12 protein-coding genes are annotated in these 15,131 nt (G+C 60.2%); 3 read left to right on the forward strand and 9 right to left on the reverse strand.

Translation table 11 applies throughout. The features are described from left to right. Positions 1-12 precede the first annotated feature (12 nt). From IFT66_RS19625 to IFT66_RS19645, 5 genes are all read right to left on the reverse strand, one after another. The gene (locus tag IFT66_RS19625) at positions 13-1,494 is read right to left on the reverse strand and encodes a c-type cytochrome (RefSeq protein ID WP_192078640.1); all 1,482 of its coding nucleotides are present in this window, start codon (positions 1,492-1,494) and stop codon (positions 13-15) included. Further along, entirely contained in the window at positions 1,491-1,922 is a 432-nt protein-coding gene (locus IFT66_RS19630) for a hypothetical protein (protein ID WP_192078641.1), read from the reverse strand. The genes IFT66_RS19625 and IFT66_RS19630 overlap by 4 nt, the downstream gene beginning before the upstream one ends. Then, complete coding sequence (locus IFT66_RS19635; protein WP_192078642.1) at positions 1,919-3,442, reverse strand: c-type cytochrome; 1,524 nt, start codon at positions 3,440-3,442, stop codon at positions 1,919-1,921. Before IFT66_RS19635 ends, IFT66_RS19630 begins: the two co-directional genes overlap by 4 nt. Continuing rightward, the gene (locus tag IFT66_RS19640; protein ID WP_249406512.1) at positions 3,439-4,878 is read right to left on the reverse strand and encodes an NADH:flavin oxidoreductase; all 1,440 of its coding nucleotides are present in this window, start codon (positions 4,876-4,878) and stop codon (positions 3,439-3,441) included. The genes IFT66_RS19635 and IFT66_RS19640 overlap by 4 nt, the downstream gene beginning before the upstream one ends. Before the next feature lie 176 nt (positions 4,879-5,054). After that, the gene (locus tag IFT66_RS19645; protein ID WP_062576513.1) at positions 5,055-5,519 is read right to left on the reverse strand and encodes an Lrp/AsnC family transcriptional regulator; all 465 of its coding nucleotides are present in this window, start codon (positions 5,517-5,519) and stop codon (positions 5,055-5,057) included. A gap of 124 nt (positions 5,520-5,643) precedes the next feature. Between IFT66_RS19645 and alr the strand changes: the two genes are divergently transcribed. Continuing rightward, entirely contained in the window at positions 5,644-6,798 is a 1,155-nt protein-coding gene (gene alr / locus IFT66_RS19650; protein ID WP_192078779.1) for an alanine racemase, read from the forward strand. Between the two features lie 9 nt (positions 6,799-6,807). Further along, a complete protein-coding gene (locus IFT66_RS19655) occupies positions 6,808-8,064 on the forward strand; it encodes a D-amino acid dehydrogenase (RefSeq protein WP_062458833.1) in 1,257 nt (418 codons plus the stop codon). Positions 8,065-8,100: 36 nt separating this feature from the next. Here IFT66_RS19655 and IFT66_RS19660 read toward each other — a convergent pair whose 3' ends face one another. Beyond that, on the reverse strand, positions 8,101-9,468 hold the full coding sequence (locus tag IFT66_RS19660) for a sigma-54-dependent transcriptional regulator (protein WP_274604883.1): 1,368 nt from the start codon (positions 9,466-9,468) through the stop codon (positions 8,101-8,103). Further along, on the reverse strand, positions 9,455-11,371 hold the full coding sequence (locus IFT66_RS19665; RefSeq protein WP_446737938.1) for a sensor histidine kinase: 1,917 nt from the start codon (positions 11,369-11,371) through the stop codon (positions 9,455-9,457). Before IFT66_RS19665 ends, IFT66_RS19660 begins: the two co-directional genes overlap by 14 nt. 187 nt (positions 11,372-11,558) lie before the next feature. Between IFT66_RS19665 and IFT66_RS19670 the strand changes: the two genes are divergently transcribed. Continuing rightward, positions 11,559-12,887 (forward strand): dicarboxylate/amino acid:cation symporter, encoded by a 1,329-nt coding sequence (locus IFT66_RS19670; protein WP_062458822.1) that lies wholly within the window; start codon positions 11,559-11,561, stop codon positions 12,885-12,887. A 63-nt stretch (positions 12,888-12,950) separates the two neighbouring features. Here IFT66_RS19670 and eutC read toward each other — a convergent pair whose 3' ends face one another. Beyond that, a complete protein-coding gene (gene eutC / locus IFT66_RS19675) occupies positions 12,951-13,730 on the reverse strand; it encodes an ethanolamine ammonia-lyase subunit EutC (protein WP_192078644.1) in 780 nt (259 codons plus the stop codon). After that, the gene (locus IFT66_RS19680; RefSeq protein WP_192078645.1) at positions 13,727-15,124 is read right to left on the reverse strand and encodes an ethanolamine ammonia-lyase subunit EutB; all 1,398 of its coding nucleotides are present in this window, start codon (positions 15,122-15,124) and stop codon (positions 13,727-13,729) included. Before IFT66_RS19680 ends, eutC begins: the two co-directional genes overlap by 4 nt. Positions 15,125-15,131 lie beyond the last annotated feature (7 nt).

Genomic DNA, 15,131 nt, shown 5'->3' on the forward strand with positions numbered 1-15,131 from the left:
CCCTCCCCTTTTTCAAAGTGTCTTCAGATAGGCGAGCAAATTGTCCTTTTCGGCCTGCGGCAGGTCCGTGCCCCAGAGATGGCCGCCATTGCCGTTGCCCGGCAGGCTCGTGTCATAGAGAAACCCGCCCGTTTCCGGTCGCTCGGCGCTGACGAAACCCCCGTTCACCGTGTCGACGAGATCGGAGCCGCGATAAAACTGCTTCGGCCTCTGTTCCGGCGATTTGAGGAGATCGGCAAGCGTCGGAACGCTGCCATTGTGGAGATATGGCCCGCGCAACCACAGGCCCGCCATATCGACGGCCACGTAGCCTTCCGCCTTCTGGAAATGCGTGAACCCCCACCGGTAGCCAGTCTCGTAATCGGCATATCGGGACTTCGCCGCGGGGCTCCACATGTCGATGCGATGCCGATCCGTTCCGAGTTCGACAATCGGGATCGGAGATCGGTAGCGCGCACCGTTCGTGTCATGGCAGACGGCACACTGCGCCTGGTAGACCCCCTGCCCCGCATCGACGGCGGAGGCGTCAACCCGAAGGGGATCGTCCGTCTCACGACTACTCTTGAACGGCGAAGGCGGCGGCCGCTGCACCGAGGTGAAGGCGATCATCCGGTCGAGGTTTTCTTGGGTCCGCAGAACGGTTTTGGAACTCATGCCATCGCCGATGGCGCCCGATACCGCGGTTTCGCGCACATCCGTTTGCAACCCGTCCCAATGGAGCGAGAAGGTGCGAATGTTCGTCGGGGCAAGCTCGCTCATGTTCCACAGCGGCATCATGTCGGAATTGCCGATCGTGCCGTCGTCCGGGAGCTCAAGGTTCTGGAATTTGACGGGGTTGAAAGGATCGATGCGGCCCGGGCCCCAGTCGGGTCGAGTGTCCTGCCAAGCGAACCGCCGTGCCTGATCCTGAAATGCCTTGCGGGTTGCCGGGATCAGAACGAAACGGTAGAGCAACCTCTCATAAAGCGGCATGTCGTAGATCGTGGTGATTTCCCGCATCACCCGGTCCGCGGTGAAGCGGGCATCGGCACCGACCTTGATCAGGAAGCGGATATAGGCCTGCGGATCAACGCGCGTTCCGGCACCGGCCGAGACCAGCACGCGAGGCTCATCGGGTTTAAGCCGGTAGCTGCCCTGGTGGCAGAAGGCACAGTTGGGCGAGACGCGATCGATGACACCCAGTGTCGTCACCGAAAAGCCGATTGGCACCTTGTCTCCGGTACGCCAGTACATGCCGAAGGCACCGTAGCCATCCTTGCCATTCGGCACATGCTCCGGAAAGATCTGCGGCAGCACGCGCCAGATCCAGTAGGGCAGGCCCTGAACCTCTTCATTGCCGATCGAGCCGTGATTGAAAAGCCGGGCGAGATCCTCCGTACGAGGGGCGGCAACCGGGCGGAAAAGAAGAAGATAAACGGAAAGCGCACCCGCCACGACGACGACCAGCAGCGCCAGAAGCGCTTTCCAGAACAGCCGGGTTTTGCGCGCGCTCATGAGCGGCCCCCGTCGGCGAGTTCCTGTTCCAGGCGACTGATGTTGAGGAGGCAGATCAGCGTCGGGATCGCCACCGAACCATCGAGAAGGACACCGGTGATATAGCCGATCGGCTGGTGGAACACCGTCACGGCAAGCAGGAAGAACACGACGCCGGCTGTGCGCGATGGAAAGACCTGCAGCCAGGCAAATAGCCGGTAGCGGTCGATATCGATCGACGCGGGAATATAGAAGATGGAGAGAATACCAAGCAGGAGGCCCGCGAACTGCGCCCAGATCACCTGGTTGACGACGATGCCGAACAGGGAAAGCAGCCATTCCGGGCAGAAGATCAGAGGCAGCACGAAACATAGGTTCAGGATCACGCCGATCCATACGACGATAGCGTGACGGGCCTTCCAGGTGCTGAGCGAGCGGGTCCTGATCATAGCGTCTTCATGTATTCGACGAGGGCATCCTTATCGGCTCCGGAAAGCTCCGTGCCATAAGCTTTGCCCTCGTGTCCGCGGTTGGAATTGCCGGTTTTTGAGGTGTCATAGAGAAACAGCTGATCTCCCGGTGCCGCATCGTCGGATCGATATCCGACCCGTGCCAGGTCGAGCACCTCGCTGCCGCGATACCACCGGGCCGGCCGCTGCGACGAGGGTTCGAGCAGATCCCGCAGCGTCGGTACGGACCCATTGTGCAGATAGGGCGAGCGGGCCCAGATCCCGTCGAGGGGATGGTTCGCATAGCCGTTGGTCTTGTGGAACCGCTTGAAACGCCACGGATAGCCCGCATAGAGCTGGTTCTGTGCGGCCGCAAAATCCGGTGTGTAGGAGGCCCAGCGGCCGCGATCCGTCGCGATATCGGCCAGTGCGACCGTCTGGCCGAGCCGCTTGAAATGATCGGTATTGTAGGAATAGGTTCCGCCTGTCTTCATGCCATGGCAACCGGCGCAGGTATCCGAGAACACCTCCCTGCCGCGCTCGGCAGCGTCGACATCTACCTTTGCCGGAAACTGTGGCGCGGGAAGATCCCACATCCATTGTTCGATGCGGCGGATCGACGATCGATCCACCGTTACCGGTGTCACACCTGCGCCGAGTGCTGCGCTCAGGTTGCGCTCGTCAACCGAATTGTTATTGCCGTCCCAGTGAAGGTTCATTCCCTCCCGCGGCCGTTGCTGCCAGATCGACGGATAATCGGAGCTTCCGTTCAGCGCTGCATCACTGATCGATGCAGCGTCCATCGGAAAGTTGAACTGCAGGCTTTTGTAGGGGTTGAATGTATCCACCCGCCCGGGTCCCCATTTCTCCTGCCGCGCAACGAATGTCAGCCGTTTGCCGAGATCTGCGAATGCCGCCTGGAGGCGCGGAAAGATCACATAGCGATACACCACCTGCTCGAACGCATTGAGATGACCGCCGACTTCTGGACTGTTGATCGCGGCGATCAGCCGGTCGGCGGTAAACCCGGGATCCGACCCGAGGTCGATGAAGAAGAGAATGAATTCCTGAAGCCGCAAATTGTTTGAAGGTGCACCGTAGACCAGATGCCGCTCCGTCTGGTTCGGAAGCGTGTAGGTTCCGACATGACAAACCGAGCAGTTCAGCCAGACGCGATCGACTCCGGACACGATGCGCCTGGAGACGCCGATCGGCAGGTCGTCGCCCGGCTTCTCGTAAAGCATGCCGAAATGACCCCATCCGGCCGGCCCAAGCTTGTCGGCATACATCACCGGCAGCGCCTTGAAGACCCAGTAGGGTGGCCCGGTCGATGCCTCGCTGCCAATCGAGCCGTAGAGGAAATGATCTTCCTGGTTTCGGAACGCGACGACATACTGGTTGACGAAAACGAGCCAGTAGACGATCGCCGCGAGCACAAGCACTGCGATCACCACGACGATTTTCCGCTTGCGCCCGAGGACGATCTCGACCGGGGTCAGCGGATCGTTGAGATCACTCATGGCTCCGCCTCCACCGCCTGAGGTGGTGTCGCCACAACGCTTCCCGGAAAGGCCGGCGGCGTAAACACCGACATCACCTCGTCGATCATGTTCTGATGCCGGGCCTCAAACGTTGACCCGGGATACCGTTTTACCTCGTAGCAGCCGAGAGGGTTCTCCAGATCATTGAGAAGACACTTGTTGCAATAGGTGCACTCGCGGCCTTCGTCCGGGCCATTCTGGGTCTTGAGGATCTTCGGCAAATCATTGTTGGCAATCAACGGTCTTGCCATGCTGACGCCATCGCAGGCGCCGCTGCGGATCGCCTCGCCGATCACATCGGCATGCTGAAAACCGCCCGTACAGAGAACCTTGACGCTTTGATCGATGCCCCGGACCGCTTCCGTGACAGCGCGGGCATAATCGAGGTTGATGCCTTCGATGACTTTCCCCCGCCGGAAACGCCACCAGGCCACAAATGCAGGTCCCAGGACCGGATTCGAAAAGATCGAATAGTTGAAACGCGCCCTTGTGCCTTGCGAAAGCATGCCGTCATACCAGCGCCGCAGGTCGTTCAGGGGCAGATCACCCGGCGGGTTGCGGGGGTGCGGAAAGGTCGACCCGCTGGAAATATGGAAGGCATCGACACCCTTGCCGCCATCCAGCAGGAGGGTACAGATCTTGACCGTCTCGTCGAGCGTATTGCCCTTCCTGATCCAGGGATAGAGCCAGTCGTTGTGATCGACCCCGTTGATCTTCATCTGCAGGTGAAAGTCCTGACCGACCTCGCGGCGAATGGCGCGAACGATCTCCAGCACGAACCGCGCCCGCCCTTCCCAGTCGCCGCCATATTCGTCGGTGCGGTCATTGATGCCGCTGCTGAGAAACTGCGTGATGAGATAGCCGTTGGCGCCATGCAGCTCGACACCGTCGAGACCGGCCTCTTTGGCCCGGCGCGCGCCCTGGGCAAACTGCTCGACGACAGTGCGAATATCCTCCCTGCTCATCGCTTCGGCGAGCAGGCCGTGAAAGTAATCGCTTTTGTTCGTTGAGCTCAGTCCCCTTTTGTAGAGGTTTTCAGCACCGCCCATGTCCTGCTGGCGGCCCGAATGACTGAGCTGCATCAAGAACCGACAGTCGTGGGCGTGCACCCGGTCGCCGATCGCCCTCCAGAACGGGATCTTGTCATCATCATCGATCATCGCGTAGCGCACGAGGATTCGCCCACGCACGGAAACCGGCGTGAAAGACGAGATGATACAGCCGACCCCGCCGCGGGCGAATTTCTCCTCCCAATTCAGACGCGCAGAGCCGCCGTGACCGTTGTAATCGTCGAACTGCCCCGAGACATTCGATCGGAAAAGGCGGTTTTTTACCGTCAAAGAGCGGAATTTCAGCTCCTGGAAGATCTGTCTGGAATTGTCTTCGTGAGTGTACTGCTGATCGTCATGCATCATCGTTCGCCCGCTGAGTTAAGAGGACGCCAAATTCAAAGGTCAGAATTTTTGGATGCTATGCGTAAAATGCTTGTGACTAATGATCACGTTATTGCAATTTTATCGAGCTTGCAACGGGAATATGCAACCTCGAAACCGGCATTAATTCGCGAAGGTGAACTGTCGGGAGTGATCTTCTAACGACGGTTTTTCGAACGTGAGGCAAGCACGTTTCGGATGGAAAAGCTGGAATGGATCCGCAAAACCCCGGGAAGCGCCGACAGGATTTCCTTGTGGATGCGCTCGAACGCGCCGGCGTTCGCAACTTCCACCCTCAAGATATAATCCGAGCCGCCGGTCATCAGGAAGCATTCCTGAATTTCCGGATGTTTCCTCACAGCAGCTTCGAACCGGTTGAGATAATCCTCGGTCTGCCGCTCCAGCGTGATGTTGATAATCACGGCGATGGCGCTCTCGATCTGGCCATTGTCGATCAGCGCCGTATACCCGCGGATGACGCCGGCTTCTTCCAGGAGCTTGACGCGCCTGAGACACGCGGAGGCAGACAACCCGACTTCCGCGGCCAGTGCCGCATTGCTGATCCGCCCGTTCAGACGAAGGAGCCGGAGAAGGTTGCGGTCGATCGCATCTATCGCTTCCATGCATATTCTTTCAAAACACGACAGAATTCACCAGAATATCGGTATTTGTCGCACATACTGTCATCAAATAGCACCAAACTCACCGAATATTCAAATAATCTGCTCTCGCAGGGAGGGCAGCAGCATGGATATTTCGTCCTCGTTTGGTGACGCCGGAGTACAGTTCGTTGCCGAGGGTGCATTGGGATACCTGACAATCGATCTGGGTGCCCTCCGGCGCAACTACGAAACGCTCGCCGACATGCTTCGACCGGCACACTGCGCAGCGGTCGTGAAGGCTGATGCCTATGGACTTGGTGCAACGGTCTTATCAAGAACGCTCGGCGATGCCGGATGCCGGGACTTTTTCGTGGCCCAGTTCGTCGAGGCCATCAGGCTCAAGGATACTCTCCCTGCCGATGCACGTCTCTATGTCTTGAACGGACTGCAGCCCGGAAACGAAGAGCGCTGCGCTGCCGACGGCATCATCCCTGTCCTGAACTCTTTGCCTCAGTTGCGCCGCTGGTCTGAGCTCGCCCGTCAGGTTGGCCGATCGCTCCCCGCAGTTTTGCAGGTCGACAGCGGCATGTCCCGTCTCGGTTTGTCGCCGGAAGAATGCAGCATCCTGTCCCGGGAAATGAACGAGCATGCCGGCTTGGAATTCCAGTTCGTCATGAGCCATCTCGCATGCGCCGACGAAGGCGGACACCTTATGAACGGCGAGCAGCTGGCGGAATTTGAAAGACTTTCTGGTCTGTTTCCGGGAATTCGGATTTGCCTCGCCAATTCCGGTGGCATCTTTCTAGGAGGCGATTTCCACCACACGCTGGCGCGGCCCGGCATTGCGCTTTACGGCGGCAACCCGACCGTCGGAGCTCCAAACCCGATGGAGCCGGTCTTCAGACTCGATGTCGCCGTGGTCCAGACACGTACCGTGCCGACCGGAACCCGGATCGGCTATGGCGGATCGCATATTGCTGACCGAGAGATGCATCTGGCAACGATCGCAGCCGGTTATGCGGACGGCCTGCCCCGTGCCCTCAGCGGCACGGGTGCAGTGTATCACGCTGGCGTACGACTGCCGATCGTCGGGCGGGTTTCCATGGACAGCATCATCATCGATGTCAGCGCGCTGCCAAAGGATACTTTGACACTCGGCAGTCTCGTCGAGGTGGTCGGGGAACACCAGACGCTGGAAGCGATTGCCGAGGCCGCCGGAACGATATCCTATGAGATACTCACGGGCCTAGGACACCGTTACCAAAGACTATACCGCCAAGTTCAGCTGCAAGACGTCTAGGGGAATGCCATGAAAGTCATCGTACTCGGCGCCGGCGTCATCGGCACGACCACCGCCTATCAACTGGCCAAGGCCGGCCACGAGGTTGTCGTTGTTGATCGCCAGACAGGCCCTGCGCTCGAAACAAGTTTCGCCAATGCCGGCGAAGTCTCGTTCGGTTACTGCTCTCCATGGGCAGCGCCGGGCATACCCCGGAAGGCGCTCAAATGGATCTTCATGGAGCACGCGCCGCTGATCCTGCGCCCGAAGCTTGATCGCGCCATGCTGTCGTGGATGTTTAAGATGCTGTCGAACTGCACCTCGGAGCGCTACGCGATCAACAAAAGCCGGATGCTGCGACTTTCCGATTACAGCCGGATCTGCCTTGCAGATGTCCGGGATGAAACCGGGATCGATTACGACGCGCGCATGCAGGGAACGCTGCAGCTGTTTCGCACGCAGCAGCAGCTCGACGCCTCTGCAAAGGACGTCAAGGCGCTCGCGGCCGATGGCATTCCCTACGAAGTGCTAGATCCCGAAGGCTGTATCCGCGTAGAACCGGCGCTCGCCCATGTGCGCGAAAAGATCGTCGGCGGACTTCTGACACCCAAGGACGAGACCGGCGACTGCTTCAAGTTCACTAATCTTCTCGCCGCCAAGGCCGAAGCGCTCGGCGTCCGGTTTGCCTATGGTACGACCATCAAACGGCTCGATGTCGAAGGCGGCAAGGTCAGGGGTGTCGTGACGGACCGCGAAACGCTACGCAGTGATGCGGTGGTGGTTGCTCTCGGCAGCTACTCGCCACTGATCGTGAAAGAGCACGGCATCGATCTGCCGGTCTATCCGGTCAAGGGCTATTCCCTGACCATCCCGATCAAAGACGCCAGCCGCGCGCCGGAATCAACGATCATGGATGAGACCTACAAGATCGCCATCACGCGGCTGGGCGACCGCATCCGGGTGGGCGGCATGGCCGAAATTTCCGGCTATACGAACGATCTCGGTGCGCCGCGCAGGCGCACGCTCGAACATTCCGTGACCGACCTTTTCCCCGGCGGCGATATCACCAAGGCGTCGTTCTGGTCGGGCCTTCGTCCGATGACACCCGATGGAACGCCGGTGATCGGAGCAACCAAGATCAGTGGTCTCTACCTCAATACCGGGCACGGAACGCTGGGCTGGACGATGAGCTGCGGCTCGGCGCGGGTGATCAGCGATCTCGTCAGCGGCAAAACGCCCGACATCGATGCAACCGACCTTGCCTATGCGCGATACGCGCGCCGCTGATCGGCGTCGCCCGCAAACGCGGAGCCGCGAGCAAGTTCAGGAAAGGCGCTTGTCCGCGAATTCGCTTCTGACGATGCCGTGCCGCTGCAGCTTGTCGTAGAAGGTCTTGCGGGGAATGCCGAGCGCTGCAATCGTCTGCTGCACATCGCCATCGCACGCCGTCAACGTTTCACGAATGATCTCGGCTTCGTATCGCTCCAGCCGCTGGGGCAGCGAACCCGTTTCCGGATCGGCTGATTGCCGAGCGGGAGAGCTTGTCGGATCAAGCCCCAGAACCACACGCTCGGCAAAATGGGACAACTCGCGGACGTTGCCGGGCCAGTGATGGTCGCGCAGGTATTGGCCGATTGTTGGCGTGATCGAGGGCGCTTCCCGATTGAAGCGGGTTGCGGCACGATCTGCGAAATAGCTGAATAACAGGGGAATATCGTCCCGCCGCTCCCGCAGAGGCGGAATGGCGATCGTGACGACGTTCAACCGGAAATAGAGGTCTTCCCGAAACGTCTCGCGCTGAGCCTGATCGCCCAGATCCACCTTGGACGCGGCGATGATCCGCAGATCCACGGGACGCACTTCGTTTGTCCCGAGCGGCATCACCTCGCGCATCTCCAGCACGCGCAGCATCTGCACCTGCGCAGACATCGGCATGCTCTCGATCTCATCGAGAAAAAGCGTGCCGCCGCTCGAGTGCTCGATGCGACCGATGCGCTTTTTCTGCGCGCCGGTGAAGGCGCCCGGTTCGTGACCGAACAGCTCGCTTTCGATCACCTGCTGCGGCAAGGCGCCGCAATTGAGCGCCACGAAGTTCCCGGCGGCACGGCGGCTCCATCCATGCAGAAGACCGGCAACGATTTCCTTGCCGCTTCCGGTCTCGCCGGTGACGAGGACATCGATATCGGTATCGGCGATCTGGCGAAGCATGTTGCGTAGTCGCTGCATGACCGGTGTCTGGCCGATCAACGGGGATTCCTGGCTGGAACTCTGAGCTGCTGCGCGCAGCCGGCGGTTTTCCAGTGTCAGACGTCGCTTTTCAGCAGCGCGCCGGACGCATTGCACAAGCCTTTCCGTCGCAAACGGCTTGGCAAGGAAGTCGTAGACGCCGCTTTGGATGGCCTTCACAGCCATTGGAATATCGCCGTGGCCGGTCATCAGAATGACCGGCAGCTCTTCGTCCAGACTGCGGAGGCGGTCGTAAAGTTCGAGACCATCGAGCCCCGGCATTCGAATGTCGGAGACGACGATGCCCGGGAAGTCCGCGGAAATTTTAGACAGGGCGTCCGTGGCCGAGGTGAACGCGATCGGCTCGAAACCGGCAAGCTCCAGCGTCTGGCCTGTGGCGCGCAGGAGATCCGCATCGTCGTCTATCAGAATGACCGGCACCGCGCCCATGTCAGGCTCTGTCATGATCGTTTTCCTCATCAGCTCTCACGAGCGATATTGTAAAGCAGGTCCGTCCATCGCGGCTCTCGACCTCAATGCGCCCGCCGTAATCGGTGACGATGTCTTTGGAGATGACGAGGCCGAGCCCCAGCCCTTTTTCCTTCGACGAGTTGAAGGGCTCGAACAGAGCCTTGAGAATCTGCGGCGCGATGCCGGGACCGTTGTCGCAGACATGCACCAGCACCCGATCGGCAGACACATCCGTCGTCACCTGGATCAGCGCATCCGGTCGGCCCTCAACAGCCTCCAGCGCATTCTGGAACAGATTGATAAACACCTGTTCCAGCCGCAACCGGCTCCCCATCACGACCAGCCCGCTTGGCGGCGGCGTGATCTTCAGCGTATCCATTCGTCCGGTGAAGCGGCTGCGAACCAGCATGGTCGCACCGTCGAAGACTTCCTGCAGCAGGACCGGTTCCGGAGCCGGTCGACCTTTGCGCGCAAGTGCCTTCAGATCATCCGTAATCGCACCGATCCGTTCCGTGAGAGACGCGATGTGATCCAGATTTTCGACCGCAGTCTCGGCCCTGCCCCGTTCGAGCAGTACCTTGGAATTGTCCGCATAGGCGCGGATCGTCGCGACAGGCTGGTTGATCTCGTGGGCGACACCGGCTGCAACCTGGCCGAGGATGGCAAGCCTGTTGGCATGTACCAGATCCTGCTGGACGGATTGCAGCCGGCTCTCGGTCTGCTTGTGATCCATGATCTCCGCTTCGAGCCTGTCGCGCGCCAGACTGAGGTCGATCGTGCGCGCTGCAACCCGATTTTCGAGATCTTCCCGCGCAAGCCTCTGCTGGGCAATCGCCATCTCAGTCACCTGCCGCCGACGCAGCAGGAAGGCTGCCAGCGCCAATAGTGTCGTTACGGCCAGGATCGCCATCAGCCGCGTTTCGCGAAGCGCATCGGACAGCGCCTTGGAAATTGGCAGAAGATATTCGAAGCGCCAGGGGGTGGACGGGATCGGGGTCGTGATCTCCAGGAAGTCTTCTGCTCCCGCGCCTCCCGGAAGAATAGCCTGCAGCGTCCGCGCGTTGTCTCCGACCGGCTGCTGGCGGATGAATGGGAGGGGGAGAAGCGGCGCATCGCCGAATTGCAGACTTTGGCGAATGGCGCCGAGATCGTCCGGATCCAGCGGCTCGGTCGTCATGAACCGCCAGGATGGGAGGCTGGTGATCAGTACGACGTTGCTGGAATCAACAACAAACGAAGGGCGCTGCGAGTTGCGCCAGTCCGCTTCCAGCTGATCGAACTCCATCTTTGCAACGACCACGCCGAGCGGCGCTTCGGCCGGACCGACGCGTTGCGAGATGTAGAGACCGGGCCGTTTGCTGACGCTGCCCAGTGCGAAATGTTCAGCCGCTCCCTCCTGCATCGCCCGCGTGAAATAGGCACGGAACGTATAGTCGTTGCCGACGAAGCTTGTTGGCTCCCGCCAATTGCTCGACGAGATCGCAATCCCGTCCGGGCCAACGACATAGATCACGCTGGCATTGGTCTTAACGACCAGGTCTTCGAGTTTGGCATCCAGTGCCTCTCTCTTCGCGATAGCCGCATCGGCGCTCAGGTCGACCAAAGCGTCGCGGACCTCGCGGTCACCGGCCAGAAGCAACGGTAGCGCCCGCGGTCGCTCGAGGACGGCCTGCAGGAGAGCAACCTTCAAGTCCGCATCCGTTCGAGCCTGCGCTTCCAGTCGCGTTAAAGCTGATGCACGGCCGTAGCGCTCGACCGCAAACCCTGCAGCGACCACGATGCTGATCGCAGCGAAGCCAAACACGATCCAGGCCAGCCGAAATTTCCGAACCAGGTGCTCAGCAGGATGAGGATCGTTTGTGTAGGACATCGCCCCTATGAGCATAATTTCGCACAGATATCAAGGACGAGTGCGGTACTCCGCACAAACCGTTTTTCGTGACAGCGGGTTAGGATAGCGCCGTCAAGTTAATTCAATAACTTAGTCGATCCGTGCGGATCTGGCACGTCCCTTGCTCGCCTCAAGTTCGATTCTAAGAACATGCCCCGGGTGGGAACCTTGAGCGGGGCGACTGGAGGACTTTATGGATATCTCGACACCCGCTGCCGGCAAGCCGGCGGCACTGCCATTCTATCGCCACCTGTATTTCCAGGTTATCGTCGCGATCATCGCGGGCATGCTGATCGGCCACTTCTGGCCTGAATTCGGCGCCAGCCTGAAGCCGCTTGGCGACGCCTTCATCCGGCTGGTCAAGATGATCATCGCTCCCGTGATCTTCCTCACCGTGGCAACCGGCATCGCCGGCATGTCCGACCTGAAGAAGGTTGGCCGGGTCGCCGGCAAGGCGATGCTCTACTTCCTGACCTTCTCGACGCTCGCACTGATCGTCGGCCTGATTGTCGGCAACCTGCTGCACCCAGGTGCCGGAATGAACATCGATCCGTCCACGCTGGACGGCAAGGCTGTGGCGACCTACGCAACCAAGGCGCATGAGACGACGATCACCGGCTTCCTGATGAACATCATCCCGGAAACCATTGTCGGCGCGTTTGCCCAGGGTGACATTCTTCAGGTCCTGTTCTTCTCGGTCCTGTTCGGTATCTCGCTCGGCATGGTCGGCGAAAAGGGCAAGCCGGTCACCGACTTCCTGATCTCGCTCACCGCTCCGATCTTCCGTCTTGTTGCGATCCTGATGAAGGCCGCTCCGATCGGCGCCTTCGGCGCGATGGCATTTACCATCGGCAAATACGGCATCGGCTCGGTCGCCAACCTCGCCTACCTGATCCTGACATTCTACATCACCGCACTTCTGTTCGTGATCGTGGTGCTGGGCGCCGTGGCGAAGTATAACGGTTTCTCGATCTTCTCGCTGATCCGCTACATCAAAGAGGAACTGCTGCTCGTTCTCGGCACCTCGTCGTCGGAAGCAGCGCTTCCCGGCCTGATGCAGAAGATGGAACGTGCGGGCTGCAAGCGCTCGGTTGTCGGCCTGGTCATCCCGACCGGTTACTCGTTCAACCTCGACGGCACCAACATTTACATGACGCTGGCAGCACTCTTCATCGCCCAGGCGACGGGAATCGACCTGTCACTTGGTGATCAGATCCTGCTTCTGCTCGTTGCCATGCTGAGTTCCAAGGGTGCCGCCGGCATCACCGGTGCAGGCTTCATCACGCTGGCTGCAACGCTATCGGTTGTTCCCTCCGTCCCAGTCGCCGGCATGGCGCTCATCCTCGGCATCGACCGCTTCATGTCGGAGTGCCGCGCCCTGACCAACCTCGTCGGCAACGCGGTTGCGACCATTGTCGTCGCACGCTGGGAAAACGAGCTGGACAAGGACATGCTGGACAAGGCGATGGCCGGTGAGCTGACCGGCGATCCGGTAGCCCCGGTCCTGCAGCCGGCGGAATAAGATACGCTCCCAAGCGTCAAAAGGGCGGTACCTTTCTAAGGTGCCGCCCTTTTGATATGTGGCCTAACCCAGGAGCGCTGCTGCGTCGCGCAGGGCAACGCCGCTGATACCGGTCTGCATCATCGCCTTGACCAGAGCCGTGATCGCATCGGCCGCGCTGGCAATCGACATCCCGCCGTCGCGGATGTTCGATATGCAGTTGCGTCGGGAATCAGGCGTGCCTGACCTCGGTTCGTAGGTGACATAGGCGCCGAGACTGTCGGCTGCCGAAAGCCCCGGTCGCTCCCCGATCAGAATGATCGATAGCTTGGCGCCCAGTGCCTCGCCGACCGGGTCGGCCAGCGCAACCCGCGCATTTTCAGCCAGAACGATCGGCGCCAGGGAAAGATTCAATTCCTTCAAGCGTGTTTGAAGCGCCTCGATCAGCGGCGTTGCGTTAATTTCCACCGCATTGGACGACAACCCATCGGCGACAACGATGACCACATCGAAATTGTCGCCGCTTTCGGGTCTCACCGAACGAAGCAAATCGACAGACGGTCCGGAAAGTTGCCGGCCAAGATCCGGGCGACGGACGTATGTTCCGCGATCTTCCGCAAGGCTTGCGACCTCGATTGCGCCAAGGCCCATCGACTTCAGACGCTGCGAAAGGCCATGGCGATCCATCCCGCTCCACACCGCCTCGCGCGCCCGTGCGTGATCCATCAGGAACGCGAGTTGCACCTTTGTCGGCTGACCGGCGCCGAAGCGTCCGAGCGATACCCGGGCCGCGGTCATCGACCTGAGATCGAGGCTGCGCCTTTCCGTGTCTTCCACCGGGACAGGCTGATCGCGATCCGTCATGCCGAGGCTCCAAGAAGAGCAAGCTCGGACAGGTGCCGGGTCAGCCGCACCGGATCGTCCTTCAAATAGCCTGCCGGATCGGTGAGCCCCATCTCGTTCAACCATGCTTCGAATTCCGGTGCAGGCGGGCGTTTTAGAGTCTCGCGGCAGTAAACGGCGTCGTGGTGCGACAGAGACTGGTAATTGAGCATGATATCGTCAGCGCCTGGCACGGTGATGACGAAGTTCACATTGGCGGCACAGAGCAGGGTCAGGAGCGTATCCATGTCTTCCTGGTCAGCATCCGCATGGTTTGTGTAGCAGACGTCGACCCCCATCGGCAGACCCATGAGCTTGCCGCAGAAGTGGTCCTCCAACCCGGCGCGGATGATTTGCTTGCCGTTGAAGAGATATTCGGGTCCGATAAAGCCGACGACCGTGTTGACCAGAAGTGGATCGAACGCCCGAGCAACCGCATAGGCGCGCACTTCCATCGTCTGCTGATCCACACCGAAATGCGCATCGGCGGAAAGCGCCGCACCCTGTCCGGTTTCGAAATACATCAGGTTCGCATCGACAGGGCCGCGTTTGAGAGCCCGCGCCGCGTCATGGGCTTCCTTTAGCATCGCCAGATTGACACCGAAACCTTCGTTTGCCTTTTGCGAGCCGGCGATCGACTGGAATACCAGATCGACAGGAGCCTGTTGCTCGATTGCCCGGATGGCTGTCGTGACATGGCCGAGGCAGCAGGTCTGGGTAGGGATCGACAGACGGGAGCGCAACTCATCGAGCAGGGAGACGATCCGGACGTAATCCTCAATGCTATCGGTTGCAGGATTGACGCCGATCACTGCATCGCCCGACCCCATCAGTAGACCGTCGACGGCGGACGCTGCGATACCGCGCGAGTCATCCGTTGGATGATTGGGCTGGTTGCGGGTCGAAAGCCGGCCCGAAAGACCGATCGTCGAGCGAAAGCGTGTCACGACCTCGCGTTTGGCCGCAACCGAGATCAGGCCCTGAACACGCATGATCTTGGAGACCGCTGCCACCATTTCAGGCGTCAGGCCGAACGTGATTGCCTCCAGCTGACGCTGCCCCGTCTCGGGCTTCAACAGCCATTCGCGGAACTCGCCGACCGTCAGCGACGAGATCGGTGCGAATGCCGAAAGGTCGTGCTGGTCGGCAATCAGTTGCGAGACCTCGTCGGTCTCGGCCGCGATCAGCTCCTCGGCGAGGAATGCCTTAAGCGGCAGGTCTGCGAGTGTGATCTGCGCCGCAAGCCGCTCTACCGGACCCTCTGCCGCCACCCCCGCAAGCTGGTCACCAGACCGCTCGGGCGTCGCCTTGGCCAAGAGATCCTTCAGATCACGGAAACGAAAGACCGTCTGCTCGATCGTGGTCTGGTAGGGCATCAGGCGA

Origin of the sequence: Rhizobium sp. CFBP 13726 (assembly GCF_014841925.1) — a bacterium.
Lineage (GTDB): Bacteria > Pseudomonadota > Alphaproteobacteria > Rhizobiales > Rhizobiaceae > Neorhizobium > Neorhizobium soli.

Coding starts and splice junctions, on each gene's coding strand:
- eutC (WP_192078644.1), bottom strand. CDS start 13,730: ATGACGGATCGCGATCAGCCTGTCCCGGTGGAAGACACGGAAAGGCGC.
- IFT66_RS19670 (WP_062458822.1), top strand. CDS start 11,559: ATGGATATCTCGACACCCGCTGCCGGCAAGCCGGCGGCACTGCCATTC.
- IFT66_RS19680 (WP_192078645.1), bottom strand. CDS start 15,124: ATGCCCTACCAGACCACGATCGAGCAGACGGTCTTTCGTTTCCGTGAT.
- alr (WP_192078779.1), top strand. CDS start 5,644: ATGGATATTTCGTCCTCGTTTGGTGACGCCGGAGTACAGTTCGTTGCC.
- IFT66_RS19655 (WP_062458833.1), top strand. CDS start 6,808: ATGAAAGTCATCGTACTCGGCGCCGGCGTCATCGGCACGACCACCGCC.
- IFT66_RS19630 (WP_192078641.1), bottom strand. CDS start 1,922: ATGATCAGGACCCGCTCGCTCAGCACCTGGAAGGCCCGTCACGCTATC.
- IFT66_RS19625 (WP_192078640.1), bottom strand. CDS start 1,494: ATGAGCGCGCGCAAAACCCGGCTGTTCTGGAAAGCGCTTCTGGCGCTG.
- IFT66_RS19645 (WP_062576513.1), bottom strand. CDS start 5,519: ATGGAAGCGATAGATGCGATCGACCGCAACCTTCTCCGGCTCCTTCGT.
- IFT66_RS19660 (WP_274604883.1), bottom strand. CDS start 9,468: ATGACAGAGCCTGACATGGGCGCGGTGCCGGTCATTCTGATAGACGAC.
- IFT66_RS19635 (WP_192078642.1), bottom strand. CDS start 3,442: ATGAGTGATCTCAACGATCCGCTGACCCCGGTCGAGATCGTCCTCGGG.
- IFT66_RS19640 (WP_249406512.1), bottom strand. CDS start 4,878: ATGATGCATGACGATCAGCAGTACACTCACGAAGACAATTCCAGACAG.